20 protein-coding genes, 1 tRNA gene and 1 pseudogene are annotated in these 23,526 nt (G+C 63.8%); 11 read left to right on the top strand and 11 right to left on the bottom strand.

Annotation, left to right across the window (positions count from 1 at the left end):
* Positions 1 to 166: 166 nt before the first annotated feature.
* Both V1293_RS23280 and V1293_RS23275 read right to left on the bottom strand, forming a co-directional pair.
* Positions 167 to 1,882, bottom strand: a complete 1,716-nt coding sequence (locus tag V1293_RS23280) for a heparinase II/III family protein (RefSeq protein ID WP_334512535.1) — start codon at positions 1,880 to 1,882, stop codon at positions 167 to 169.
* Positions 1,883 to 2,043: 161 nt separating this feature from the next.
* The gene (locus V1293_RS23275; protein ID WP_334512533.1) at positions 2,044 to 3,393 is read right to left on the bottom strand and encodes an RsmB/NOP family class I SAM-dependent RNA methyltransferase; all 1,350 of its coding nucleotides are present in this window, start codon (positions 3,391 to 3,393) and stop codon (positions 2,044 to 2,046) included.
* A 160-nt stretch (positions 3,394 to 3,553) separates the two neighbouring features.
* On the opposite strand from V1293_RS23275, the gene V1293_RS23270 reads away from it, so the two are divergent.
* Complete coding sequence (locus tag V1293_RS23270) at positions 3,554 to 3,763, top strand: DUF1674 domain-containing protein (RefSeq protein ID WP_334512532.1); 210 nt, start codon at positions 3,554 to 3,556, stop codon at positions 3,761 to 3,763.
* A 73-nt stretch (positions 3,764 to 3,836) separates the two neighbouring features.
* Complete coding sequence (locus V1293_RS23265) at positions 3,837 to 4,436, top strand: thermonuclease family protein (protein WP_442894268.1); 600 nt, start codon at positions 3,837 to 3,839, stop codon at positions 4,434 to 4,436.
* Positions 4,437 to 4,484: 48 nt separating this feature from the next.
* On the opposite strand, the gene V1293_RS23260 is transcribed toward V1293_RS23265, so the two are convergent.
* Together V1293_RS23260 and acs are read right to left on the bottom strand one after the other, a co-directional pair.
* Positions 4,485 to 4,997, bottom strand: coding sequence for a L,D-transpeptidase (locus V1293_RS23260; RefSeq protein WP_334512530.1), 513 nt, complete (start codon positions 4,995 to 4,997; stop codon positions 4,485 to 4,487).
* A gap of 306 nt (positions 4,998 to 5,303) precedes the next feature.
* On the bottom strand, positions 5,304 to 7,256 hold the full coding sequence (acs, locus tag V1293_RS23255; protein ID WP_334512528.1) for an acetate--CoA ligase: 1,953 nt from the start codon (positions 7,254 to 7,256) through the stop codon (positions 5,304 to 5,306).
* A gap of 375 nt (positions 7,257 to 7,631) precedes the next feature.
* On the opposite strand from acs, the gene V1293_RS23250 reads away from it, so the two are divergent.
* Positions 7,632 to 8,789 carry a DNA topoisomerase IB gene (locus V1293_RS23250; RefSeq protein ID WP_334512526.1) on the top strand — a complete coding sequence of 386 codons (1,158 nt, stop codon included), beginning with the start codon at positions 7,632 to 7,634 and terminating at the stop codon, positions 8,787 to 8,789.
* 145 nt (positions 8,790 to 8,934) lie between these two features.
* Here V1293_RS23250 and V1293_RS23245 read toward each other — a convergent pair whose 3' ends face one another.
* Genes V1293_RS23245 through tsaD form a run of 3 tightly spaced genes read right to left on the bottom strand, consistent with a single transcriptional unit; the run spans position 8,935 to position 11,406 of the window.
* A complete protein-coding gene (locus V1293_RS23245; protein WP_334512523.1) occupies positions 8,935 to 9,348 on the bottom strand; it encodes an EVE domain-containing protein in 414 nt (137 codons plus the stop codon).
* Between the two features lie 2 nt (positions 9,349 to 9,350).
* Complete coding sequence (locus V1293_RS23240) at positions 9,351 to 10,331, bottom strand: NAD(P)H-dependent glycerol-3-phosphate dehydrogenase (protein ID WP_334512521.1); 981 nt, start codon at positions 10,329 to 10,331, stop codon at positions 9,351 to 9,353.
* A 1-nt stretch (position 10,332) separates the two neighbouring features.
* A complete protein-coding gene (tsaD, locus tag V1293_RS23235) occupies positions 10,333 to 11,406 on the bottom strand; it encodes a tRNA (adenosine(37)-N6)-threonylcarbamoyltransferase complex transferase subunit TsaD (protein WP_334516866.1) in 1,074 nt (357 codons plus the stop codon).
* A 119-nt stretch (positions 11,407 to 11,525) separates the two neighbouring features.
* On the opposite strand from tsaD, the gene V1293_RS23230 reads away from it, so the two are divergent.
* The 6 genes and pseudogenes from V1293_RS23230 to V1293_RS23205 all read left to right on the top strand — a co-directional run bounded on the left by V1293_RS23230 (position 11,526) and on the right by V1293_RS23205 (position 17,776).
* Positions 11,526 to 12,272 carry a uroporphyrinogen-III synthase gene (locus V1293_RS23230; protein WP_334512519.1) on the top strand — a complete coding sequence of 249 codons (747 nt, stop codon included), beginning with the start codon at positions 11,526 to 11,528 and terminating at the stop codon, positions 12,270 to 12,272.
* A 132-nt stretch (positions 12,273 to 12,404) separates the two neighbouring features.
* Positions 12,405 to 13,643: a COG4223 family protein gene (locus tag V1293_RS23225; RefSeq protein WP_334512518.1), complete on the top strand. Its 1,239-nt coding sequence runs from the start codon at positions 12,405 to 12,407 to the stop codon at positions 13,641 to 13,643.
* Positions 13,644 to 13,665: 22 nt separating this feature from the next.
* Positions 13,666 to 15,456, top strand: a complete 1,791-nt coding sequence (locus V1293_RS23220; protein ID WP_334512516.1) for a heme biosynthesis protein HemY — start codon at positions 13,666 to 13,668, stop codon at positions 15,454 to 15,456.
* Positions 15,457 to 15,615: 159 nt separating this feature from the next.
* Positions 15,616 to 15,691 (top strand) — tRNA-Thr (locus V1293_RS23215).
* A pseudogene (locus V1293_RS23210) lies at positions 15,653 to 17,257 on the top strand (acyltransferase family protein). Before V1293_RS23215 ends, V1293_RS23210 begins: the two are co-directional and overlap by 39 nt.
* 102 nt (positions 17,258 to 17,359) lie before the next feature.
* Positions 17,360 to 17,776, top strand: coding sequence for a hypothetical protein (locus tag V1293_RS23205; RefSeq protein ID WP_334512515.1), 417 nt, complete (start codon positions 17,360 to 17,362; stop codon positions 17,774 to 17,776).
* Between the two features lie 96 nt (positions 17,777 to 17,872).
* On the opposite strand, the gene V1293_RS23200 is transcribed toward V1293_RS23205, so the two are convergent.
* A complete protein-coding gene (locus tag V1293_RS23200; RefSeq protein ID WP_334512514.1) occupies positions 17,873 to 18,907 on the bottom strand; it encodes a polysaccharide deacetylase family protein in 1,035 nt (344 codons plus the stop codon).
* A 209-nt stretch (positions 18,908 to 19,116) separates the two neighbouring features.
* Between V1293_RS23200 and V1293_RS23195 the strand changes: the two genes are divergently transcribed.
* Together V1293_RS23195 and V1293_RS23190 are read left to right on the top strand one after the other, a co-directional pair.
* Positions 19,117 to 19,398 carry a hypothetical protein gene (locus V1293_RS23195; protein WP_334512512.1) on the top strand — a complete coding sequence of 94 codons (282 nt, stop codon included), beginning with the start codon at positions 19,117 to 19,119 and terminating at the stop codon, positions 19,396 to 19,398.
* Positions 19,399 to 19,639: 241 nt separating this feature from the next.
* The gene (locus V1293_RS23190; RefSeq protein WP_334512510.1) at positions 19,640 to 19,861 is read left to right on the top strand and encodes a hypothetical protein; all 222 of its coding nucleotides are present in this window, start codon (positions 19,640 to 19,642) and stop codon (positions 19,859 to 19,861) included.
* 17 nt (positions 19,862 to 19,878) lie between these two features.
* Here the strand turns inward: V1293_RS23190 and V1293_RS23185 are convergent, their stop codons facing one another.
* From V1293_RS23185 to V1293_RS23175, 3 genes are all read right to left on the bottom strand, one after another.
* On the bottom strand, positions 19,879 to 21,630 hold the full coding sequence (locus V1293_RS23185; RefSeq protein WP_334512508.1) for a TRAP transporter large permease: 1,752 nt from the start codon (positions 21,628 to 21,630) through the stop codon (positions 19,879 to 19,881).
* Entirely contained in the window at positions 21,627 to 22,295 is a 669-nt protein-coding gene (locus V1293_RS23180; protein WP_334512506.1) for a TRAP transporter small permease subunit, read from the bottom strand. Before V1293_RS23180 ends, V1293_RS23185 begins: the two co-directional genes overlap by 4 nt.
* Positions 22,296 to 22,387: 92 nt before the next feature.
* Positions 22,388 to 23,524, bottom strand: coding sequence for a TRAP transporter substrate-binding protein (locus V1293_RS23175; protein ID WP_334512504.1), 1,137 nt, complete (start codon positions 23,522 to 23,524; stop codon positions 22,388 to 22,390).
* Positions 23,525 to 23,526: the final 2 nt, after the last annotated feature.

Here is a 23,526-nt window from a genome sequence, read left to right as displayed (position 1 = left end):
GGTTTTGCGGGACATGAAACCGCCGTCGACGTGGATTTCCGCCGAAATTGAAAGGGGCCGTCATGCCCGGGCTTGTCCCGGGCATCCACGTCTTGGTCCCAATGGAGCAGAAAGGCGTGGATGGCCGGGTCAAGCCCGGCCATGACGGATAGCGGCGTGTCGTTCTTTAAAGCGGCAGTTCCGGCTCGCGCCGCGCATTGCGCCGGGCGGTCGTGCCGGCCGCCGTCGTCGTCGAGCGGACAAAACTCCAGCGGACCGAGGAGGCGTGGCGGGAATCCTGGCGGATCACGATCTGGGCGGTGCGGCGGGGGCCGTCATTGCCGGCCAGAAATACGCTGTCCTCAAGGTCGACCTTGTCGTCGAGCGCCTCGAAGGTCCAGACGTCGCGGTTGGGCAATACCAGCATGACGCCGCGCGCGTCGCTGAGGCGGCTTGCCTTCACCGCGGGATGCAGATGAAACCGCAGGGCAAAATCGGTCTGGTCGCCCTTGATGCGCGCGCCCGGCGCCGGCGCGATGGTGTCCTCGCCGTCGAGCCTGCCGCCGTCCTGGGAGATCATCAGCACCCGGCGGTGCACGACGCCGAATTTTGCAAGGTACCCGTCATGCGACGTGGTCAGGAGATCGCCATCGACCACCGCCTCACGGTAGCTTTCCACGTTGGCCGGGCCGCTGACGACGGGCGCGCCCTGCAGCAGGCGCTTCATTGCCGACAGTTCGATGAACTGGCACGAGGACGTGTCGTGATAGGTCAGGGTCGAATGCGCCGCGGTGCTGCGCGCAAAGGTGCGCCAATTGTCGCGGCCGGTCGAGGGCATGCCGCAATTGATGACGATCCGGCTCGCTCCGGAAGACAATTCGAACGAGAGGCAACCGGCATGCGCTTCCTGGCTGACATTCGGCGGCGGCGGCGGCCCGGCGTCCATGATGACGGTCGTCGTGCCGGCATCGAGGCGCTGGAAGCCGGTATGCGGCATGTTCGACATCGGCACGCCGTGGGTGTCGTCATAGGCAAGCAGGGTGGCCACCAGGTCCGAGGGCGCGTTGCTCATGCCGTTGAACAGCGCAAAACTGCCGTCGCCATGACGGAAGAAGCGCAGCATCGGCATCATGCGGTCGATCGCATTCAAAAGCGCCGGCGGCGGCGCGATGTTGCGGGCGGCAAAGGTCTGCCGCAGCGGCAGCAGGTCGCTGAGCAGCTCGACCAGCGCGCCGGGATTGCGCGAGATGTGCCCGCCGTCGGGCAGGATCTGCCGCTGCAATTCGTCGGAAAGCCGTCGCGTGGCGGAACGGATGTGACGCGCCTGATTGGCAAGGCACAGCGAAGCGTAGCAAAGCGCGATCAGGACCTGCAGCCGCGACACGCCGTCGGCGATGTCGAGCATCGCGTAGCGCAAATAGCGAATCTCGCGGGTCAGCCCGCGCAGATATTTGCGATAGAATTTTCCGTCGGTGTCGCCGAGCACCAGCGGCGCCTGCGACAACAGCGAGATCACGCGGCGCGCCAGCACGTCGGCGCGGCGTTCGAGCGGCCGCTTGCGCGCCGGATTCGAGATCCAGTCGTCGACCAGCGAGCGGGCATTGGCGCGGGTCAGCGCGGTGTCGGCGGCGCGAAGATGCCGCAGCCAGCCGAAGCCGAGCAGGGCGACTTCCCAATCTTCCGACGGCGGTTCGAGATCGAAGATCGAGCGGCCATGGCAGGTCACGATCTTGCCGGCGAACACGAAACGGCCGGCATAGATCTCGGCGGCGCGGGTGGCGTCGGCGGTGCGCAGGTCATGCGGTGCGATGATCAGCCGGTCGGCGCGGCCGGGCCACAAGCGCGACACCGCCACCGTAGCGCCGGTCGCACGCGCGATCACGGTCCGCGCCGAGCGGCTCATGATAAGCGTCGAGATGCGTCTGCGTTGAGCGACCGACACGCCGTGCCTTGCTTAGGGAGGGAGGGGTATTCTGGCGAATCCTTTTAATCCGGAAACGCCGGGATGACACCATCTTGAAAGCCGGCGAATCACCCCGAAGGCCGAGAAATTCCAGTTTAAAATCAGGATTTAACCAGACGAGCCGCGTAAAATCCATCCAACCCGCCGAGCCGGGGGTCAGTATGGGGCAAATGGCAGGGCAGGGTCCGCAAATCGCCGTTTGCGGTCACGATTTCGCTTAAGCCCGCGACCTCGCTTGCTTCCACCGGGGCACGGCTCATGCCGGATTCGGCGGCCAACAGGGATGCTATGGCCTGCTCACCTTCCTCCGGCTCCAGCGAACAGGTGCAATAGACCAGCGTTCCGCCCGGTTTGAGCAGCGCGACCGCCCGTTGCAGCAATCGCTTCTGCAACGCCGTCAATGCGGCAATGTCGGCTTCCTGACGCAGCCAGGCCACGTCGGGGTGACGCCTTATGGTGCCGGTGGAGGTGCAGGGCGCGTCCACCAGCACGCCGTCAAAGCCGCCATTGCCGCCACCGGACCACTCGGCGGCATCGGTCACGACGTCGTCGGCCTGCAGCGAAAGCCGCGCCAGATTGTCACGCAGCCGCGCCATGCGCGCCGGCGAGCGGTCGACCGCGGTGACGCGCGCGCCGGCTTGCGCCAGTTGCGCGGTTTTGCCGCCGGGCGCGGCGCAGAGATCGACAATGGTCTTGCCGGCGACGTCGCCGAACAACCGCGCCGGCAGCGCAGCGGCAGCGTCCTGCACCCACCACTGGCCCTCGGTGAAGCCGGGCAGCATGGTCACCGAACCCTGCAGCAAGGTGCGCACGGTGCCGGTCGGCAACGTTTCACCGTGCAGACGGCTTGCCCATTGTGTCGGGTCTGATTTCACGGTGATGTCGAGCGATGGTTCGTGGCCGATGGCGAGCGCCATCTGCCGCGCGGTGGTCTCGCCATACGCGCCGATCCAGCGCGCCAGCAGCCATGGCGGAATATCCAGGTTCTGCGATTTGACTTCGTCGATCAGCGGCTGCCCCTCGCGGGCACAGCGGCGCAGCACCGCGTTGACGAGGCCGGCATATTTCGCGGCGCGTCGGTCCGATTGCACCAGCCGCACCGAGAGATCGACGGCGGCGTGATCGGGGACGTCCATCCAGAGAATCTGCGCGGCGCCGATCAGCAGCGCGCTTTGCGCGCGCGGCGCATCCGTCGGGATACCGCGATCGAGCAGGCGCGACAGCAAATGACCGAGCGTGCCGAGCCGCCGCAGAATCGTCGCCACCAGCCGCCGCATCAGGGCGCGGTCGCGATCGGCTAGCGTCTTCAGCCCGGGATGCGCGCCGGCGCCGTCAAGCTGGTCGTCGAGGGTGCGGTGCTTGTGCAGTACGCCGTCGAGTATGTCAGCCGCGATCCGGCGTGCCGCGAGACCGGGCACTTCGGCAGGTACTGCGAATCTGGAAGGTGGCATGAAGCGGCAATGTCTCGGAAAGCGGAAAGGTTCTGGCTCATGCCATTGGAATGAAAGTCCGTTTGGCATGCGAATATGCCAAATGTAAGAATCGCCACAGACAATTTCGCGAATGTGATGTCATCTGTGCGCTCATCCCTGTGCTAAGAGGAGAACTGCGATGACCGACAGTCCCTCATTCCCCGCGCCCGTCGCGGAACGCAAGAAGCTGACGCCCGCCGCCGAGCGCGCGCTGGCCGAGGCCGACGCGCGCCGCAAGGCCGCCGCGGCCAGCGCCACGCCGCAGCAGAAGGAATTTCAGGGTCCGAAGGGCCCGGAACCGACCCGCTATGGCGATTGGGAGCGCAAAGGGATCGCGTCGGATTTTTGAGGTCCAAGGGATAGCAAAAGGGATAGCAATGGGCCCTTGCCGGATGCCCCGACTCAGCCCTTAGTCGGGGAATATGTCCCCATACGAGAGAATAAATGCATATCGGCCTCCGCGCCGGGGTTCCCGGCGCCGCTGGTTTTCGGCGGCCCTGCCTTGGGTATTCGTCGCTTGCGTAGCGGCCGGGACGATGCTGCCGGTGCGGCAATGGCTGCGATGGCCTGCGTCGAATTCCGTCGATAGCCAGGCGGCGCGCAATGCCGAGATGGTCTGGAAGCGCGGCGGCAATTCTGATGTGCGTCACCCCGTCGATGTGATCCGCACCATCGATGGCGACACGTTTGAGGCTCGGGTTCATCTGGAGCCTGGCCTCGATCCGACCACGCGTATCCGCTTGCGCGGTATCGATGCGCCCGAGTTGAAGGCGTCGTGCCCGCAGGAGCTGCAGATGGCCGAGGCTGCGACGGGCGCGTTGCGCGCAATGCTCAGCGAAGGCGATGTCAGGATTTTCAATATCGGACCAGACAAATATTCCGGCCGCGTCGTCGCCGACGTTGTAACCAGGCGCACCGGAAATGTTTCGACGGCGATGCTCGCGGCCGGTCATGCCCGCAGCTACAGCGGCGGCCATCGCAACGGCTGGTGCGCGAATGCGGGCCAAATGCCGCCGAAATGAAAAGGCCGCGCAATCGCGCAGCCTTTTACGTTCAATCAAATCCGTGGATCAGCGCGTGACGGTCACGGTCGTTCCGACCGATACGCGTTGATAGAGGTCGGAGATGTCGTCGTTCAACATACGGATGCAGCCGTAGGACACGAAGCCGCCGACAGAGCCCGGCACGTTAGTGCCGTGGATCGCGTATTCGCCGCCGGCCAATGTCATCGCCGCGACACCCATCGGGTTGCGTGGCGAGCCGCCCGGAATAACGTCGGGCATGTTCGGCTTGTCGCGCTTCACTTCATTCGGCGGTGACCATGCCGGATGCAGGTACTTGCCGTCGATCCGGGTGGTGCCTGCCCACTGCTTGCCGGACTTGCCGACGCCGACCGGATAGCGCATCGCGCGTCCGGATTCGAGAACGAGATAGAGACGCCGCTCATGGGTCTTCACCACGATCGTGCCCGGCGCGTAGTCGCCGTTGATACCGACCAGTTCCGGCCGCGCTTGCGCCGCCGACGACATCACAACGCCCACACCCATGGTGGCGGCCAGCGCCACCGCAATCCTTTTCAACATGCCCAGCTCCACTCTGCCCGCCCTCTCAGGGGATCCTCAAATGTCCTTTCGGGCCTCAAAGGCCCGCTGTCTCGTCCGCATTCAATTTAGTCGTGCGGACTCGCCGGCTGGTTTCAACACCGGCCTCGAGACTGGTTTCGCTGGGCGGAACAAAGAAAATGTTTGAAATAAAGTAAATGACCGGAAAACAACACATGGCGGCGAAATGCCCGCCGAAGCGGGCTCGCTACTGACAACTGCGTGAGTGCGATGGGATCGCCTGCCTCGCCCCGGGGTCCCGGAGCGAGAGCCTTGCTCCGGCGGGCCTTACGCCGGCGCGCCCTTCTTGTTCTGCCGGTTCTGCACGAGATCTTCGACCACGTGCGGGTCGGCGAGCGTCGAGGTATCGCCGAGGCTGGAGGGTTCATCCTCGGCGATCTTGCGCAGGATACGGCGCATGATCTTGCCGGAACGGGTTTTCGGCAGGCCCGGTGCGAACTGGATCTGATCGGGCGAGGCGATCGGGCCGATGTCCTTGCGCACCCAGGCCACCAGCTCCTTGCGCAATTCTTCAGTTGGCTCGGTGCCGGCCATCAGGGTCACATAGGCATAGATGCCCTGGCCCTTGATGTCGTGGGGATAGCCGACCACGGCGGCTTCCGACACCTTGGCATGCGCCACCAGCGAGCTCTCGACCTCGGCGGTGCCCATGCGATGGCCTGACACGTTGATGACGTCGTCGACGCGGCCGGTGATCCAGTAGTAGCCGTCGGCATCCCGACGGCAGCCGTCGCCGGTGAAATATTTGCCCTTGTAGGTCGAGAAATAGGTCTGCTCGAAACGGGCGTGATCGCCATAGACCGTGCGCATCATCCCCGGCCAGGACTTGATGAGGCAGAGATTGCCTGTGGCTTCGCCCTCCAGCACCTTGCCGTCGGCATCGACGATCTCAGGCACCACGCCGAAGAACGGCCGCGTCGCCGAACCCGGCTTGAGTTTTGTCGCGCCCGGCAGTGGTGTGATCAGGATGCCGCCGGTCTCGGTCTGCCACCAGGTATCGACGATCGGGCAGCGGCTGTCGCCGACCACGCGATAGTACCATTCCCAGGCTTCCGGATTGATCGGCTCGCCGACGGTGCCGAGCAGACGCAAGCTCTTGCGCGAGGTCTTCTTCACCGGTTCGTCGCCGCTCTGCATCAGCGCGCGGATTGCCGTTGGTGCGGTGTAGAAGATGTTGACGTTGTGCTTGTCGATGACGTTCCAGAAGCGCGAATTGTCAGGATAGTTCGGCACGCCTTCGAACATCAGCGTGGTGGCGCCGTTCGCGAGCGGTCCGTAGACGATGTAGCTGTGGCCGGTGACCCAGCCGACGTCGGCGGTGCACCAGAAGATGTCGCCGTCGTGATAGTCGAATACGTATTGATGCGTTATCGCCGCGTAGACGAGATAGCCGCCCGTGGTGTGCAGCACGCCCTTGGGCTGGCCGGTCGAGCCCGACGTATAGAGGATGAACAGCGGATCCTCCGCGTGCATATGCTCGCACGGGCATTCCGTTGTCACGACCTTTGCGGCCTCGTGATACCAGAGGTCGCGCGACAGTTTCATGTCGACGGCAGCCCCGGTGCGTTTGACCACGATGACCCAGTCGACGTCGCCGGCCTTCTCGAGCGCCGCATCGACATTGGCCTTCAGCGGCACCTTCTTGCCGCCGCGCAGTCCCTCGTCGGCGGTGATGATGACCCTGGACTGGCAGTCGGTGATGCGCTGGGCGAGGCTGTCGGGCGAGAAGCCGGCGAACACCACGGAATGAATGGCGCCGATCCGTGCGCATGCCAGCATCGCATAGGCCGCTTCCGGGATCATCGGCAGATAGATCGTGACGCGGTCGCCCTTCTTGACGTTCCGCGTCCGCAGGATGTTGGCCATCTTGCAGACTTCGTCGTGCAGCTGCCGGTAAGTGATGTGCCTGGATTGCGAGGGATCGTCGCCTTCCCAGATGATCGCGGTCTGGTCGCCGCGCTTGTCGAGATGGCGGTCGATGCAGTTCCAGGCGGCGTTCAGGACGCCGTCCTCGAACCATTTGATCGAGATGTTGCCGGGGGCGAAGGAGGCGTTTTCGACCTTGTGGAAGGGCTTCATCCAGTCGATGCGCTTGGCCTGTTCGGCCCAGAAGCCGTTGGGATCATTGACCGAGCGGGCGTACATCTCGCGGTACTTGGCGTCGTCGGCGTAGGCGCGCTTCGCCCAATCGGCTGGTACGTCGTAGATCTTCTCGGACATTTTTACCCTCCCACTCGTTGCGGCGCCGCACATGCTGCGGGCCCGCAAGCCGTCCTGATTGTTACAGCGATTATGCGTCGCGGGACGATGCCCGGACAAGGCGGAAACGTCTGCGACCTTGGTCGGCTGGACGGCTAAGGACCTTGTTCCTGATCAAGATCGCCGGCATTTTCAGGTTTTGGTGGAGTCCAAAATCAACGCTATCGCCGGAATGGCACCCATGATCGGTATCTAATAACCGTCAATGACGGAATCGGGACTCGCAAAGCGGTTCATTACCCCCTAAATGGCCTCCCCGGGGCCGGACGGCCCTCCGGAACCAAGCCACAACAACAGGCATTGCCGGCAGACAGGTGGAGCAAGGCGATAACGGTCATGATGGATCAGCAGAGTTTCGAGGCTACGCGGCCCGTTTCCGCCGATCCCGCCGTTGCATTGGCCGAAGCGCTTGGGCAATTGCCGAAGGTGCCGGTCACGCCGTCCGCGGCAAAGCCGCACATCATTGCCAAAACCTCCGTCGAAGACCTGGCCAGTGAACTCGGCCTCAAGCTCGGCGACCAGAACGGGCTGACCATCCGCCGCGTCAAGCGCGGCAAGGGCTATTCATTCCATCGCGCCAACGGCACCCAGATCCGCCATGCCGGCACCATCCGCCGCCTGCATTCGATGGCGGTGCCGCCGGCCTATCGCGACGTGCGCTATTCGGCCGATCCGAGTTCGCACCTGCAGGCCGTCGGCATCGATGCGGCAGGGCGGCTGCAGTATCGCTATCACGTCGATTGGGAAAAGGTCCGCGAGCAGCGCAAGGCGCATCGCCTGGCGCGGCTGGTGGCGGCCTTGCCGAAGATCCGCCGCAAGGTCTCGGCCTATCTGTCCGGCGACGAGCCGACGCGCGAGTTCGCGCTCTCGGCGGTGATCGAACTGATCGCCCGCACCGCAATCCGGCCGGGCAACGAATCCTACGCCCGCCTCAACGGCACCCGCGGCGCCACCACGATGTTGAAGTCCAACGTCACGCTGGAAGACGACAGCTTCGTCCTGACCTTCAAGGCCAAGGGCGGCAAGGCCGTGCGCAAGGAATGCGACGCCGCCAAGCTGGTGCGCGCCATCGGCATCCTGCGCACCGTGCCAGGCAAGCGCATGTTCCAGTACCGCGACAATTCCGGCACCGTACGCACGGTTTCGACCACCACGGTGAATGCGTTCCTGCGCGAGATCGCCGGCATCAAGATTTCGCTGAAGGACTTTCGCACCCTGATGGCATCCGCCGTGGTGCTGGAATCGCTGTCGCGGATAACGCCCGCAGCAAGCGAGCGCGGCCGCAAGAAGCAGGTGCTGGATGCGGTGCGCGCCGCTGCCGACGAACTGTCGAACACGCCCGCGATCTGCCGCAAGAGTTATGTGCACGACACCATCGTCACCGCGTTCGAGGACGGCATCCTCGAACGTTTTGCCGCGACGATGAAGGGCTACCGCACGCAAGCCAAGCGCGAGGCGCTGCTGGCGCAGGTGGTGACGGCGGCGGCCGCCTGATTCTTCCCTTCTCCCCTTGTGGGAGAAGGTGGCGCGAAGCGCCGGATGAGGGGTTCTTTCCGCGGAGACAGACCCCTCACCCGTCTCAATCGTGCTTCGCGCGATTGATCCACCCTCTCCCACAAGGGGAGAGGGAAAGTGAGCCCTACACGCCGCCCATCTTGCAGACCATCTTCCACTCTTCCGCCGTCACCGGCTGCACCGACAGCCGCGAATATTTCACCAGCGCCATGTCGGCGAGTTTCTTGTCGGCCTTGATCGCGGCCATCGTCACCGGCGTCTTCAACGGCTTGTCCGCCTTGATGTCGACGCAGACGAATTTGCCGGTCTTGTCGGAGGGGTCGGGATAGGCCTCCTTGATAACTTCCGCGATGCCGACGATCTCCTTGCCCTCGTTGGAATGATAGAAGAAGGCCTTGTCGCCCTTCTTCATGTTCACGAGGTTTTGGCGTGCGGTGAAATTGCGCACGCCGGTCCAGGCCTCGCCCTTTGCGCCCTTGGCGACCTGCTGGTCCCATGACCAGGTTGAGGGTTCGGATTTTACCAGCCAGTACGCCATCGTCATTCCTCCGCCTTGAACGGCCGCGTCAGCAGGCCTTCGATCGCCGCGTCGATCGTGACCTTGCCGCCAAGTATCGCCGCAACCGCTTTTGATACCGGCATATCGACATTTTGCGAAGCCGCCAGTTCGATCAGCACTGGCGCGGTGAACTCGCCTTCGGCGAGCTTGTCGCGGTCCGGCTGTTCGCCGCGGCCGAGTGCAATGCCGAGCGTAAAGTTGCGCGATTGGAGGCTGGAGCAGCTCAGGACCAGATCGCCGAGGCCGGAGAGGCCTACCAGGGTCTCGCTGCGCGCGCCGCAGGCGCGGCCGAGCCTTGCCAGTTCGCTGAAGCCACGTGTGGTGAGCGCTGCCAATGCAGAAGCGCCGAGCTTTCGTCCCTCGACGATGCCGGCGGCGATCGCCAGCACGTTTTTTGCCGCGCCACCGATCTCAACGCCGCGGATATCAGTGGTGTGATAGGGCCGGAAGGTCGACGAGCCCAGCGCCTGTACCAGCGCGCTCGCCAGCCTATCGTCTTTCGCCGCCAGCGTGACGGCGGTCGGAAGCCCGCGGGCCACGTCATCGGCAAAACTCGGCCCCGACAGGATCGCGGGTGTCGCGTCGGGTGCAGCTTCCGCGATCACTTCCGTCATGAATTTGTGCGTACCGCGCTCGATGCCCTTGGCGGTGGCGATGACGGGCGTGTTCTTTTTCAGGTGGGGCGCCAGCGCCACCGTCGTTTCGCGCAGATGCTGCGCGGGCGTAGCCATCAGGACGATGTCGGCGGCCGCGGCCGCGATCATGTCGCCGGTGATCTCGATGCGGCTGTCGATGGGCACGCCAGGCAATCGCGGATTGATGCGCGTCGATTTCATTTGCGCGGCAGCTTCGGCGTTGCGAGCGTAAAGTGTCACATCGCGGCCGGCGCGCGCGGCGGCGCCGGCGAGCGCCGTCCCCCATGAACCGGCGCCTATCACCGCGACTGAGTTAAACGACGTCATGTCAGAATCCCGCGCGCGTGTTGGTGTAGCCGGCCGGCGCTGTCGCGTTGGCATCTAACAGCCAGCGCGCGCGCGGCGGCGCGTCCATCGTATCGGTCAGTCCGAGCGCCATCCGTTCTGCGCCGGCCCAGGCGATCATCGCGCCGTTATCGGTGCACAGTGCGGGCGGCGGAATGATCAGCGTGGTCTGCGCTTTGGCGGCAACGTCCTGCAACGCGCCGCGGATGGCGTGATTGGCGGCGACGCCGCCGGCGGCAACCAGTGCGCGAGGCGGGCCGAATTGTTCGTGAAACAGGCGCAGGCCGACGCTCAGCCGGTCCGCCGTCGATTCCAGCACCGCGGCCTGAAAACTGGCGCAGAGATCGCTGACATCCTGCGGTTCCAGCGGCGTCATGCGGCTGGCTTCGTTGCGAACCGCCGTCTTCAATCCCGACAGCGAGAAATTCGCATCCGGCCGCCCGAGCATCGGCCGCGGAAAGGCGAACCGTTTGGCGTCGCCGCTCGCCGCTGATCGTTCGACCTCCGGTCCGCCGGGGTAGGGCAGCGACAGCATTTTTGCGACCTTGTCGAAAGCCTCGCCCATCGCGTCATCGACGGTGGTGCCGAGCCGTACATATTGGCCGACGCCGACCACGGCGACGATCTGGGTATGCCCGCCGGACGCCAGGAACAGGCAATAGGGAAAGGCGAGCGCGCAAGTGAGCCGCGGCGTCAAGGCGTGGGCTTCGAGATGATTGACCGCAATCAGCGGCGTATCGTGCACCATCGCGATTGCCTTGGCCGTGGTGAGGCCGACGATCACGCCGCCGATCAGGCCGGGGCCGGCGGCGGCCGCCACCGCCGACAATTGCGCAAAGCCGGTGTTGGCGTCCTTCATCGCCTGGCCAACGATGCCATCGAGCAGGTCGACATGGGCCCGCGCCGCGATCTCCGGCACCACGCCGCCGAAACGGGCGTGCTCCGTGGTCTGCGAGCGCACGATGTTGGACAGAATCTTGCCGCTGCCGTCGCTCTGGCGTTCCACCACGGCGGCTGCGGTTTCATCGCAGGTGGTTTCGATACCCAGCACCAGCATCGGCGTGTCGTTGTCCAATTTGATCCCTTGCGCTATCGCAACGCTTCCGTAACCGGGTAGCATTACGAGGTGACGGCGTGCAATCGCTTGGGTATGCCGTGTTGGCGGAGATCTGAAATATGGCCGTTCTCGTCACGCGACCAAGCCCCGATGATGAGACGACGGCCAAGGCCCTCCGTGCCAGGGGTTTTGAGGTCCTGCGCGCGCCGATGCTGCGGTTCGAGCCGGTGCCGTTCCAGGACGATGCGGATGCAAATTATGGCGCCGTCATCGTCACCAGCGCCAACGCATTGCGCGCCATCGCGCCACATCTGGCCGCCAGCCGGCTCGTCAAACTGCCCCTGTTCGCGGTTGGCGAAAATACCGCAGAAGCGGCGCGCGATGCCGGGTTTGGCGAGGTAATCGCGTCAAAGGGCGACGCCGGCGCGTTGCGCGATCTGGTGCTGGCGCGGGCGAAGTCGAAGCAACTGAAGAAGGCCAGCCCGATCCTCTACCTTGCCGGCGCCGATCTCGCGCGTGACTTGGCGAGCGAGCTCGGCGAGAGCGGCTTTACGGTGGTGACGCAGACCACCTACCGGATGGTGCCGGCGCCCAGGCTGCCGCAGGAGGTATGTGACGCCTTTGTGGCGCATGAGATCGAGGCCGTGCTGCATTACTCGCGGCGCAGCGCGCGGGCATTCCTGGAGGCGGCGCGCGCAGGCGGCGTCGAAATCTCGGCATTGGCGCTGCCGCAATGCTGCATTTCGCCGGCCGTCGCCGCGGTCCTGCGGGACGGCGGTGCGACCCAGGTCACGGCGGCGGCTTCGCCGGACGAAAATGCCCTGTTCGAGGCGCTGGGCCGGGCGTTGCAACCGCGGTCTGGCTAGCCGTTCGTGCTCTAATCTTTAAGTCTGAGCATGGTCTTATCGGAAAACCGGTGCCGCCACTGCCGGATCATGCTCTAAGACGTCCCGATTCTGCTAAGTTCCGGAACCTAACCATTCAAGGGAACCGCCGTGATGGTCGATGACAGGCCCGAAGACACTGGATCGCTGCCCGATTCGGGCCGGCCGAAGCGCGAGCCGCCGACCATCGATCTCAAGGCGACCGAAGTGTCGAGCGAGACGAAGGGTTCTGCCGAGGCAGCACCCGAGCCGGTGGCTGAGGCCGCGCCCGAGGTCGCCAAGGCTTCAATTGAAGAGCCTTCAGTTGAGGAGCCTTCGGTCGAGAGGCCTGCGGTCGCGGAGCCGCCGTCCCGGCCTGTCTCGCCCTGGATCGTCGCGCCGGTCTCCGGCGCAGTCGCGGCTGCGCTGGTGATTGGCGTCGGCTCGATGCTGGGTTGGCCTGCAATCCAGCCCGCCTCCGCGCCGCCTGCCCCGCAGCTCAGCACCGCTATCGACGCGCTCACCACGCGTGTCGCCGGACTGGAGCCAAAGGTCGGCAAGCCCGTACCCGATCCGGCGGCTGCCGCGCGCACCGAGACCCTGGAAAAAACAGTCGCGGCGCTGCGCGCCGAACTCGCGGCAACGCGGGCGCAAGGCGAGAAGCTGGCGTCCGCCATCAATGATGTGAAGTCCGCCCCGCGCGGCGACGGCGCGGTGTCGCCGGATATTTCGGGGCTCGATGAACGCATCGCGAAGATCGAAAGCCAGGTACGGACGCAGGGCGCCGAGATTGCGCAGCAAGGCAGCAAGCTTGCCGATGCCAAGGCCGACGCCAAGCCTGCCGACGACGTGGCGCTGCGCCGCCTGGTGGCGGGAGCTCTGCTCGATGTGCTGGTCCGGATCGGCGATCCCTATCCGGCGGCGCTCGCCGCGACCAAAGCGCTGGCGCCCAGTCCGGATGCCTTGAAGCCGCTCGATCAGTTTGCGGAGAAGGGCGTGCCGAACGCCGGCAAGCTGAGCAGCGAACTGCTGGCGTTGGTGCCAAAACTGTTGCCGGCCGCGCAACAGAGCAATGCCACGACGACCGGCGCCGGCATTGTCGAACGCCTGCAGGCGGGCGCGGCGAAACTGGTCAAGATCGAACGCACCGATCCCGCCGGCAGCGATCGCGGCGCCGTGGTGGCGCGGATCACGGCGGCGGCGCTGCGAAATGATTTCAACGAGGCGCGGCGGGAATTGAAGACGCTGGAGCCGGCCGATCGCGCCGCGGCGCAATCCTGGCTTGAACGGGCCGACGCGCGCGACGCCGCGCTGGCCGCATCCCGTCAATTTGCGACCGACGCCATGGCGGCGCTCGCCAAACCGGCGCAATAAGGATTTCGCAGTAAGGATTTCAATGGTCCGGATCATTCTGTTTCTGTTGTTGATCGCGCTGGGAGCGGCCGGCGCGGCCTGGATTGCCGAACAGACCGGCGATGCCGTGCTGTCATGGGGCGGCTATCGCGTTCAGACCACGCTGCCGGTGTTCGTGCTGGCGCTGGGCATTGTCGTCGTTGCGGCGATGATGATTTGGGCGATCCTGCGCGGCGCGTGGCGCACGCCGGCGCGTATGCGGCGCAACCGGCGTGAACGGCGTCAGGCCCGCGGCCGGCATGCGATCACGCAAGGGCTGCTGGCGATCGGCCATGGTGATTCCACCGCCGCCCGCATCCATGCCGAGGCGGCGCGCAAACATGCGGCGCACGATCCGCTGGCCCTGCTGCTGCATGCGCAGTCGGCGCAGCTCGATGGCGATCGCGAGGGCGCGCAGCGCGCCTTCCGCGCCATGGCCGAGCGCGAGGACACGCGGCTGTTGGGCCTGCGCGGCCTGTTCATCGAGGCGCAGCGCGCCGACGATCCGGTCGCAGCCGTGATGGTCGCCGAGGAAGCGCTGAAATTGTCGCCGTCCTCGTCATGGGCGTCGCATGCGGTGCTCGGCTTCTGCTGCGCGAAGGGCGACTGGGCCGGCGCGCTGAAAATCCTCGACAACAATCAATCGGCCGGACTGATCGACAAGGCGACTTATCGCCGGCATCGCGGCGTGCTGCTGACGGCACGCGCGCTCGAACTCGAAAAGGTCGATCGCGATCTGGCGCGCGAGAGCGTGATGGAAGCGGTCAAGCTGGCGCCGACCTTGGTGCCGGCCGCGGTGCTGGCGAGCAAGTTCGAAAGCGAGGCGCACCAGGTGCGGCGTTCGATGCGCCTCGTCGAGACGGCGTGGCTGGCGCAGCCGCATCCCGATCTGGCCGACGCCTATGCGCATGTGAAGCTCGGCGATTCCGCGCGGCAACGGCTGGTTCGCGTCGAGACGCTCGCCGCGAAAGCGCCTGACCACATCGAGGGTGCATTGGCGATTGCGCGCGCCGCGATCGACGCGTCCGAGTTTACAAAAGCGCGGGAGGCGCTGGCGCCGTTCATCGCAGCTCCGACGCAACGGGTCGCGCTGCTGATGGCGGAGATTGAGCGCACCGAGCATGGCGACAGTGGCCGGGCGCGGGCCTGGACCTTGCGCGCGGTGCGTGCGCTGCACGATCCGGCCTGGACCGCCGACGGTTATGTCAGTGATCGCTGGCGGCCGGTTTCGCCGGTTACCGGCAGGCTCGATGCCTTCCAGTGGCAGACCCCCGTCGCGGCGCTGCCGTCCGACAAGGGGCCTGCGATCGAATCCTCGCCGTTCGAGGAAGCCATGCTGGCAACCCCGCGCCGCGCCGTCGTGCTCGCGCCGCCAAAGGATGTCGACGAGGAGAAGCCGGTTCCGTTGCCCGTCGACCCCGCACCTTCCGCGGCGCCCGCTGCTTCAGCTCCTGCGCCGACTGCCGAGCAGGATAATGCGCCTCCACCGGCTGCCACCGCCGAGGTTGCTCCCGCCGAACCGACCCGCCCCGAGGCGGTCCCCGCGCCAACGCCCGCCCCGCCCAAGCCGGCCGAATCGGCGCCAAGCCGGCCGGCCCCCTTGTTCCGGTCACGGCAGGACATTCCGAAGGCTGTTCCAACTCCCATTCCGGCGGTCATTCCTCTCATTCGGGCGCCGGACGATCCCGGGGTCGACGACGAGGGCGCCCCCGACGAATTCGCGGAACAAATCGGCCCGCCCAAGGCCCAAGCCGGCGGCTGGCGGGGATTTTTGTCACGCTGGGGCGGCAACTAGGCGTCTAGATTCTTGTTTTGACGCGTTTTCTTGACGCGAACCGGCACCCACTTCGCTTGAAAACGCTTTGTGGGGCCAGCGTTTTTCTTGCCAATCGGGGCTCTGACCGATATCAGGTGCGGGCGATTTCGGGTCACGCCCGGACGCTGCGTTTGGTCCGCCGCAATAGCTCAGTTGGTAGAGCACGTCATTCGTAATGACGGGGTCACAGGTTCGAGTCCTGTTTGCGGCACCACATTTGCCTGATCGGCTTTCTTCATCGCCACCGGTCTTGGACCAAAGAAACCGCCGCTCAACCGTGTGGCGGGGAATTTTGCTCTTCTCGCCTTTGCCCGACCCGCTAACGGTCGGGTGCACCTTCGTTGCGCCGGCCGCCAGGACGAGCGGGTTAATCCAGAGTACACCATTTTCTGATGTAGCTCTGTGGTTGCGTACGGAATCATCGTATCAGCAAGCGTGCGGGCTCCGCGACACTTCGAGAACCCGGAAAATCTCAACTGCGTTTCGCAGCGCCGAACCGCGTCGGAAGTACATCAACGAGCAACTCGACGTGGACACCGGCCGATTTCCTGGAGATCGACATGCAGGCCCCCGCAATCTAGCTGCGCACGATTCTCGCGCTGGGGCGCCAACCGGGATGGGTGAGTTGGTGGACTACGCGTTAGGGCTTTTCAGGAGCCGCGAACCCAATCGTCTGCATGAGTTGGATAGTCTACGAGCCCTCGCGGCGATCGGCGTTGTCGGATGGCACTACGCAAGCCATTTTGGTGCCGCTCCGCTTCCGTGGCTCATGGCACCCTTTTATCGCCACGGCGAGCTTCTCGTTGACTTCTTCTTCGTGTTGTCCGGCTTTGTGCTCGCCCGCGCGTATTGGAACGACCAGCGCAGCGCGACGTTCGCGAACAACGTTCGCGAACGAATTGCCCGAATGTATCCGTTGCACTTTGCGACGCTATGCGCCGTGGCCGTCATGCAATGGATCCTGGTCAATCGTCTGAGCTCGCCGCCGTTTGAATAACTGTTCAACGACACGTATGATTTCGTATTGAACCTTCTGCTGCTGAATCGAACAGGGCTTGAGAGCGGGCCTTCATTCAACGCACCGTCGTGGTCGATCTCGGCAGAGTTCGTCGTCAATGTTCTGTTCCTGGCGGCCATCGCGCTCCCGCGCAACATTGTCCGCGCGGTACTGTTCGCGTTATTCGCGGTGTTATTTGCCGTAATCCTGAAAGGTGATCTGACCAGCGATGCGGCGGCCGGGCCTGGAGCCACCAAAGACATCTTCCGGACCATCGTCGGCTTCTGCTGCGGAATAGCGCTGCATCGTGTACATTCGTATTGGCTGCCGCGGATCAACCTGAATCGCGGCCTTGCCGACGGACTTGCCATCGCCGCGGCTTCCGGATTTCTCTTCTACAGCGCGGAGGGCGAGCTGGCCGGGCTGCTTCATCTGGTGGTCGTGGCAATATGCTTTCCGGCCCTGATTGTCGGTGCGATCCATGGCCGGCTAGTTAAGTGGGTTTTGACGCTTCCGCCGCTGGTCTATCTCGGCACCATCTCCTACTCCATCTATCTCGTGCATTTTCCGCTTCAGCTGGGCGTGCATCTGGCATCTGTCGCGTTTCTCATTCAGATGCCCTACGACAGCGCGTTTTTCCTGGTGGGTTTCTTCGTCGCAATCGTTGGATTGGCATCGATCACGTATCGCCTGATTGAGGTGCCGGGAAAAGAGCTGCTGCGAAAGCGCCCGGCTGCCATCCTTGCGGAACCGTTGGTCAGCCCCCGCGGCGGTGCGTCTTGAAGGCGCCGCGCGATCCTGTTCGATCGCGGTGCGTGACCTGTCTCACATCGGGAATCGCCTGCCCGGCATAGTCTCCACCTCAACCTCAAGGGGAGACACAACATGCGTAAATTCATTCTCATCACAGGGTTCATTTTGGCATCCGCCACAGCTCAAGCTGGCGATCGGAGCTTGTCGCTGGCTGGCAGCGAGACGCAGGCCGCTCCGGCGCCGGCCAGGGCTGCCGATGCATCGAAAAGCGCGGAAGCTGCGGAAGCGCCAAAATATGTCGAGCGGCCCGCGGTCGTCGAGCCCAAGCCCGAAAGCAAGGCCGAGACGACCAGGAGCGAGACGGCAAGGCCCAGGGCCGCCAGGGCGGCCGGGATGCATCGGCCCGCTGCCGGGCGCATGAGCGCCGGACCCGGAAGGCCCATGGCCCGAAGAACGGCGTACATGTCGAGGAGCGCCAGGCCGCACGGCATACGCTTCCGGATCGCGCGCATCATCGGCGCACTGCACCGGCACGGCATCTATTGGTAACATTGCCAAAGCAAAACGCGCCTCTCGGGTTCAAATCCGAAGGGCGCGTTTTGCTTTGAGTAAGGCTGGAGCCGGCGACCGGCTTCCCGCCAATCCTTACTGCGAAACCGTCTGCACCACGCTGCTGATCGGGCGGCTGGCAACCGCCGGCACCTTCTGGTCCTTCACCAGCATCGCGTCGTATTCCGGCAAGGTTTCGAGCTGCTCCTTGGCCTTCATCTGCACGACCTTGTAGCCACCGGCCTTGAGGCGGCGCAGCAGCGTCGGCAGGGCCAGCGCCGTATGCTTCTGCAGATCGTGCATCAGGATGACGCCCTTGCCCTGTTTGTCGAGCTTGGTCATGACGTTCTGAATGACCTGGTCGGGGCCCGACGACTTGAAGTCGTTGGAATCGACATCAACTGAAAACATCGAGATGTTGCGCGAGGCGAGATAGCCAAGGGCTCCTTGCGTGTGCGCGAGCCCAGGGAAGCGGAAGAACGGCGCGGGCGCAGCACCCAGCGCCATCTTCACGGCGCTAAAGCCCTTCTCGATCTCTTCTCTCACCTGCGCCTCGGTCAACTTCTTGCTGTCGAGATGGGCGTGCGACCAGGTGTGCGAGCCGATGGTGTGGCCGGCAGCGGCGACCTGCTTGAGAATTTCCGGATGATAGGTGGTGTGCTTGCCGACGGGGAAGAACAAGGCCTTCGTGCATTCTTCCGCAAGCGCCTTCAGCACCGCCGGTGTGGTCGGCCACGGGCCGTCGTCGAACGTCAGCACCACTTCCTTGTCGGTCAGGAAGTCGAACTGCTTGTATTGCAGGAAGCCGAAGCCGGGACCGCCGGTCGTGTCGATCACGACGGTGCGGCTGACGCCGAGAGCGTCCGGATTGGCGCAGGCCGATTTCGCGGGCTGGGCTGCGGGAACGGGCGCGGGGGCAGGAGCGGGCTTCGAGAGGGAAGCCGTGATCTCGACGTCGTCCTTCAGCGCGGGCCTGGCCGCGGCCGGCGCCGGTAACGGCTCGGCCTTGCGGGCGGCGACGGTTTGAGGCGGGGCCGCGTCGGCGCGCGGCGAGGAGGTCCAGAACCAGACGCCGGTGATCAAAACCGCCGTCACTACACTGGCCAGCATCAGGCCCAACGCATTACGCATCGCTACTCTTTCCACATACCCGGGGTACACACACGCAACGGGGTATTAGTGCCAACAAAGTCTTAACGTCTCCCGAATACGCGCCGGTTAGACGAAGAAGATGAGGGGTTTAAGGCTGAGTGACGTCAGTCACAGTCGCGCCCGCGGTTCCAGGCGCATGGTGCGACCATCAACAACCGGTCCACGTAGCTGGGCCAATGGAGCCGAAAATGACCGCAACCTTCTTCAATACCGTTCGCAAGGTCAGTTTAGTGCTGGCCCTGACTACCTCCTTCGCCGCCGTCTCGTCGACCGCAAGCTTCGCCTTCAGCTCGGAAGCGCAGCAGATGTGCACCGGCGATGCGTTCCGCCTCTGCAGCTCGGAAATCCCGAACATTCCGAAAATCACGGCCTGCATGATCAAGCATCGCTCCGATCTGAGCGCGGGCTGCCGTACCGTGATGGACCGCGATCTCGCCGCCCAGAAATCCGGCAAGCTCGCCGCGCAGTAATCGGCTCTCTCTTTTGGCTCTCGGGAACGCTTGCGTCGATGCGACGCAGGCGTTTTTCGTTTTGCGTCGTTCACAAGGCGAGCGGTTGGGCCATTTCACCGTTCACAAATGCGTGCGGCCGGGATTTTGGCGCACTGGATTCCTGTTTTGACGCGTTTTCTTGACGCGAACCGGTTCCCACCTCGCCCGAAAACGCTATAGAACGCGGTCATTGCGTTTCCCGGCTACGAAGGCATAACAAATGACCAAGATCCTTTTCGTCATTCCCCTGATCCTGATGGCTTCGAGCGCGTCGGCACAGACACAAAAAAAAGAGGGGCATGACGAGTGCGCGCGCGACGTCTCGCGGTATTGCCGGGCGCAGATGCAGGATGGCGATCAGATCATTCTGGCCTGCCTGAAGCAAAACCGCGCCAAGATCAGCAAGGCCTGCCAGCAGAAGCTGACAAGTCACGGGCAGTAAAAGCCCTCTCGAGGGCTCTAGCCGCCGTAGAGGTAGTTCGGCAGCCACAGCGTCATGCCCGGCCAGAGATACATGATCACCATGCACATGATCACGATCAGCATGTAGGGCATCATGCCGGCGAAGATCTGGTTGAGCGTAACGTGCTTCGGGGCGACGCCCTTGAGATAGAACGCCGACATCGCGACCGGCGGCGACAGGAACGCGGCCTGCAGGTTCACGAATACCAGCACGCCCCACAGGACCGGGTCGATGCCGAAATGCTTCAGCATCGGCAGGAAGATCGGCACGAAGATGATGATGATCTCGGTCCATTCCAGCGGCCAGCCGAGAATGAAGATGATCGCCTGCGACAGGATCATGAACTGCACCGGCGACATGTTGAGCGAGAGCACCCAGCTTTCCAGCAGCGCCTGACCGCCGAGGATGGCGAACACCGCTGAGAACAGCGCGGAGCCGACGAACAGCCAGCACACCATCGCCGTGGTCTTGGCGGTCAGGAACACCGCCTCCTTGGTGCGCTTCCAGTTGAGCGTGCGGGCCTGCAGCGCCAGCAGGAAGGCGCCGAAAGCGCCAACGGCGGCGGACTCGGTCGCGGTGCAGATTCCGAACAGGATGACGGCGAGCACGACGACGGTAAGAATACCGAGCGGCATGGTCGACGAGGTCAGCAGTTTCACGACCGAAAGCCGCTCGGCGTTGAACCGCCAGTAGTAACGGACCTGCAACAGCGCGCAAACAGCCGTGATGCTCCAGAACCAGAGGTAGAATTCGAGTCCTGGCCCCTGCTCCGCGGGCGTGGCCTCTTTCGTAACCAGCTCCGGTGTGCCCAATTGCTGCACGCCGGTTACCGCGAGTTCGACGGCGGCCTGCTGGTGAATGACGACGTACCACCAGACGGTGGCTAGCGTGCCGGCGACGATGATAAACGGCACCAGCGCGTAACCGAAACTCGAGAGCAGCATCCAGTAGCTGACCCGACGGCCTTCCGCGTCGATTTGCCTTGCCCGCGACGGCGAGAGCAGCCCCCTAATCAGAGAGATCAGGATCGTTTGTGAACGGTAGGTGTCCTCGAACCTCGACAGCCATGCCGGCACCGGAACCTTCGTTTGGTCCTCCGGCAATGGCGGGGCGATCTTTGGATTGATCATCGCCCAGGCGATTATGTAAACGAGATACAGGAACGACAGAAAGAAGCCGGGGAACATCGCCGCAGCATAAAGCTTGACGATCGACTGACCGGCGACCGCAGCATAGACGATGATCATGACCGACGGCGGAATCAGAATGCCGAGCGTGCCGCCCGCTGTGATGACGCCGGAGGCGAGCTTCACATCGTACCCCGCCTTGAGCATGGGATTGAATGCGATGACGCCCATCAGCACCACCACCGCGCCGACAAGGCCGCTCGCGATTCCCCAAAACGTGCAGACGATCAGGGTCGCGACTGCAAGCGAAGCCGGCACGCGGCGGAACGCGAGCTGGATCGAGTAGAACATCTTGTCGACCAGCGCGCCGCGCTCCATCACGTAGCCCATCAGCACGAACAGCGGGATGGAGATCAGGACGTCGTTGGTCATGGCGCCGTAGGTGCGCTCAACCATCAAATCGAATACGCGGTTGTTGGCCCAGGAATGCGTCGGGTCATAGAACGCGATGTAGCCGAAAAATATGCCCAGGCCCATCAGCGTGAACGCTGTCGGGAAGCCCATCATGATCACAACCACGATGAGCGTGAGCATCAAGAGCCCGAGTGCCGGATCGCTCATGTGTTCAGATCCCCGCCCATACCGCGCTGGCGCGCACTCTCGTCGATTTCATGCGCCCGCGCGATGGCGATCTTGCGCGACTCCTCGTCGACATATTCGCTGTGAGCGAGCTGCTGCTCGATGACGTCGATCTCCGCGACGTCCTTCAGCCGGCTGGGCCATTCGCCGGTCCGCAGGCAGACGACGCAACGCACGATCTCGGCGACGCCTTGCAGCATCACCAGCGCGCCCGCGATGGGGATCATGGATTTGAAGTGATAAACCGGCGGCCCGTCTGCCGTCACATTCGAATGCTCCGCGATCCGCCACGAGTCGGCGGCGTAGTCAAAGCCCGCGTATATGAGGGCGGCGATACCAGGGATGAAGAAAACCGCGTACAGCACGATGTCCAGCGAGGCCTGCATGCGCGGTCGTATCGAGCTGTAAAGGAAGTCGCCGCGGACATGGGCGTTCTGCGCCAGCGTATAGGCGCCGCACAGCATGAACGCGGTTCCGTACAGTATATTATCAAGATCGAAGATCCACGCCGTCGGCATGTTCATGATGTAGCGCTTGAATACTTCGACGCAGACGACGGCCATCAGCAAAATAATCAGCCAGGCCGCGACCTTGCCGCACCATGTGCTGATTTCGTCAACGACAAGCAGAAATCTTTGGACCGTCATTGGTCGCCGCCGATTAATCCGAGGAAAGAATGAAATGACAAAGCACCGTCCGGTCGTCGTCCCGAACGGGGCTTTGCCGGTTCAAGACGCCGTCAGGTCTTCTTCGCGGTCCCTTTTGGCCCGAAGTAGTAATCGAACGCCATCTTGCGGTTGACGACGGTGTCCTGTTCCCATTGCGTCGCCCGGCTGGCAAACGCGATCTGCGATTCGACGATTTCCTTGAACAGCGGATTTGTCGCCGAGTACTTCTTCACGATGTCATCGAAGATCTCGAGCTGCCGTTTGAGGACTGAATCCGGCGTCTTGTAGAACTTCACCTTGTCCTTGGTCTGCAACTCGACGTAGTCCTTCGAGTAGCGGTCGATCGCCTTCCATTGCATCTCTTGCGAGGCGGCGGTCACCGCATTGGCAATGATCGCCTTCATCTTGTCCGGCAGCGCGTCGTACTTGGCCTTGTTGAAGGTGATTTCGAGCTGCTCGGCGTTCTGGTGGTAGCTTTGCAGCATGCAGACCTTGGAGACGTCGGCGAAGCCAAGCAGCCGGTCCGACGAGGCATTGTTGAACTCGGCCGCATCGATCAGGCCGCGATCCATCGCGGAGACGATTTCGCCGCCGGGCAGCGCGTTCACCGCGGCGCCCATGGCGGTGAACATGTCGATGGAGATGCCGACGGTGCGGAATTTGATGCCTTTGAAGTCGTCGGCATTGGTGATCGGTTTCTTGAACCAGCCGAGCGGCTGCGTCGCCATCGGACCGTAGGGGAACGAAACCACGTTCAGGCCGAGCGATGCATACAGCTTGGCGAGAAGCTCCTTGCCGCCGCCCCACCTGTGCCAGGCCAGCAGCATGTTGGCGTCCATGGCGAAGCCCGGACCCGAACCCCACAGCGCCAGCGCGTTCTGCTTGCCGTAGTGGTAGACCAGCACGCCGTGGCCTCCATCGAGCGTGCCTTTCGACACGGCATCGATCAGCCCGAATGCGGGCACCACGGCGCCGGCGGGAAGCACCTCGATCTTGAGGTCGCCGCCGGTCATGTCGTTGACCGTCTTGGCGTAGTCGAGTGCATATTCGTGGAAGATATCCTTGGACGGCCAGGTGCTCTGAAAGCGCATGCTGATGGGCCCCTGGGCGCTGACAACGGTTGGAGCAGCAACTGCCGCAGCCCCGGCGACGGCCACTTTCAGAAAGCGGCGACGGGTCGAAGTCTTGTCCTTGGTTGGTTTGGTCATGA

The organism is Bradyrhizobium sp. AZCC 1693 (assembly GCF_036924745.1).
GTDB lineage: Bacteria > Pseudomonadota > Alphaproteobacteria > Rhizobiales > Xanthobacteraceae > Bradyrhizobium.
Note: the sequence above shows the minus strand (reverse complement) of the source record. Positions and strands in the feature narration are given on the sequence as shown.

Coding starts and splice junctions, on each gene's coding strand:
- V1293_RS23280 (WP_334512535.1), bottom strand. CDS start 1,882: ATGAGCCGCTCGGCGCGGACCGTGATCGCGCGTGCGACCGGCGCTACG.
- V1293_RS23275 (WP_334512533.1), bottom strand. CDS start 3,393: ATGCCACCTTCCAGATTCGCAGTACCTGCCGAAGTGCCCGGTCTCGCG.
- V1293_RS23270 (WP_334512532.1), top strand. CDS start 3,554: ATGACCGACAGTCCCTCATTCCCCGCGCCCGTCGCGGAACGCAAGAAG.
- V1293_RS23265 (WP_442894268.1), top strand. CDS start 3,837: ATGTCCCCATACGAGAGAATAAATGCATATCGGCCTCCGCGCCGGGGT.
- V1293_RS23260 (WP_334512530.1), bottom strand. CDS start 4,997: ATGTTGAAAAGGATTGCGGTGGCGCTGGCCGCCACCATGGGTGTGGGC.
- acs (WP_334512528.1), bottom strand. CDS start 7,256: ATGTCCGAGAAGATCTACGACGTACCAGCCGATTGGGCGAAGCGCGCC.
- V1293_RS23250 (WP_334512526.1), top strand. CDS start 7,632: ATGATGGATCAGCAGAGTTTCGAGGCTACGCGGCCCGTTTCCGCCGAT.
- V1293_RS23245 (WP_334512523.1), bottom strand. CDS start 9,348: ATGGCGTACTGGCTGGTAAAATCCGAACCCTCAACCTGGTCATGGGAC.
- V1293_RS23240 (WP_334512521.1), bottom strand. CDS start 10,331: ATGACGTCGTTTAACTCAGTCGCGGTGATAGGCGCCGGTTCATGGGGG.
- tsaD (WP_334516866.1), bottom strand. CDS start 11,406: ATGCTGGTGCTGGGTATCGAAACCACCTGCGATGAAACCGCAGCCGCC.
- V1293_RS23230 (WP_334512519.1), top strand. CDS start 11,526: ATGGCCGTTCTCGTCACGCGACCAAGCCCCGATGATGAGACGACGGCC.
- V1293_RS23225 (WP_334512518.1), top strand. CDS start 12,405: ATGGTCGATGACAGGCCCGAAGACACTGGATCGCTGCCCGATTCGGGC.
- V1293_RS23220 (WP_334512516.1), top strand. CDS start 13,666: ATGGTCCGGATCATTCTGTTTCTGTTGTTGATCGCGCTGGGAGCGGCC.
- V1293_RS23205 (WP_334512515.1), top strand. CDS start 17,360: ATGCGTAAATTCATTCTCATCACAGGGTTCATTTTGGCATCCGCCACA.
- V1293_RS23200 (WP_334512514.1), bottom strand. CDS start 18,907: ATGCGTAATGCGTTGGGCCTGATGCTGGCCAGTGTAGTGACGGCGGTT.
- V1293_RS23195 (WP_334512512.1), top strand. CDS start 19,117: ATGACCGCAACCTTCTTCAATACCGTTCGCAAGGTCAGTTTAGTGCTG.
- V1293_RS23190 (WP_334512510.1), top strand. CDS start 19,640: ATGACCAAGATCCTTTTCGTCATTCCCCTGATCCTGATGGCTTCGAGC.
- V1293_RS23185 (WP_334512508.1), bottom strand. CDS start 21,630: ATGAGCGATCCGGCACTCGGGCTCTTGATGCTCACGCTCATCGTGGTT.
- V1293_RS23180 (WP_334512506.1), bottom strand. CDS start 22,295: ATGACGGTCCAAAGATTTCTGCTTGTCGTTGACGAAATCAGCACATGG.
- V1293_RS23175 (WP_334512504.1), bottom strand. CDS start 23,524: ATGACCAAACCAACCAAGGACAAGACTTCGACCCGTCGCCGCTTTCTG.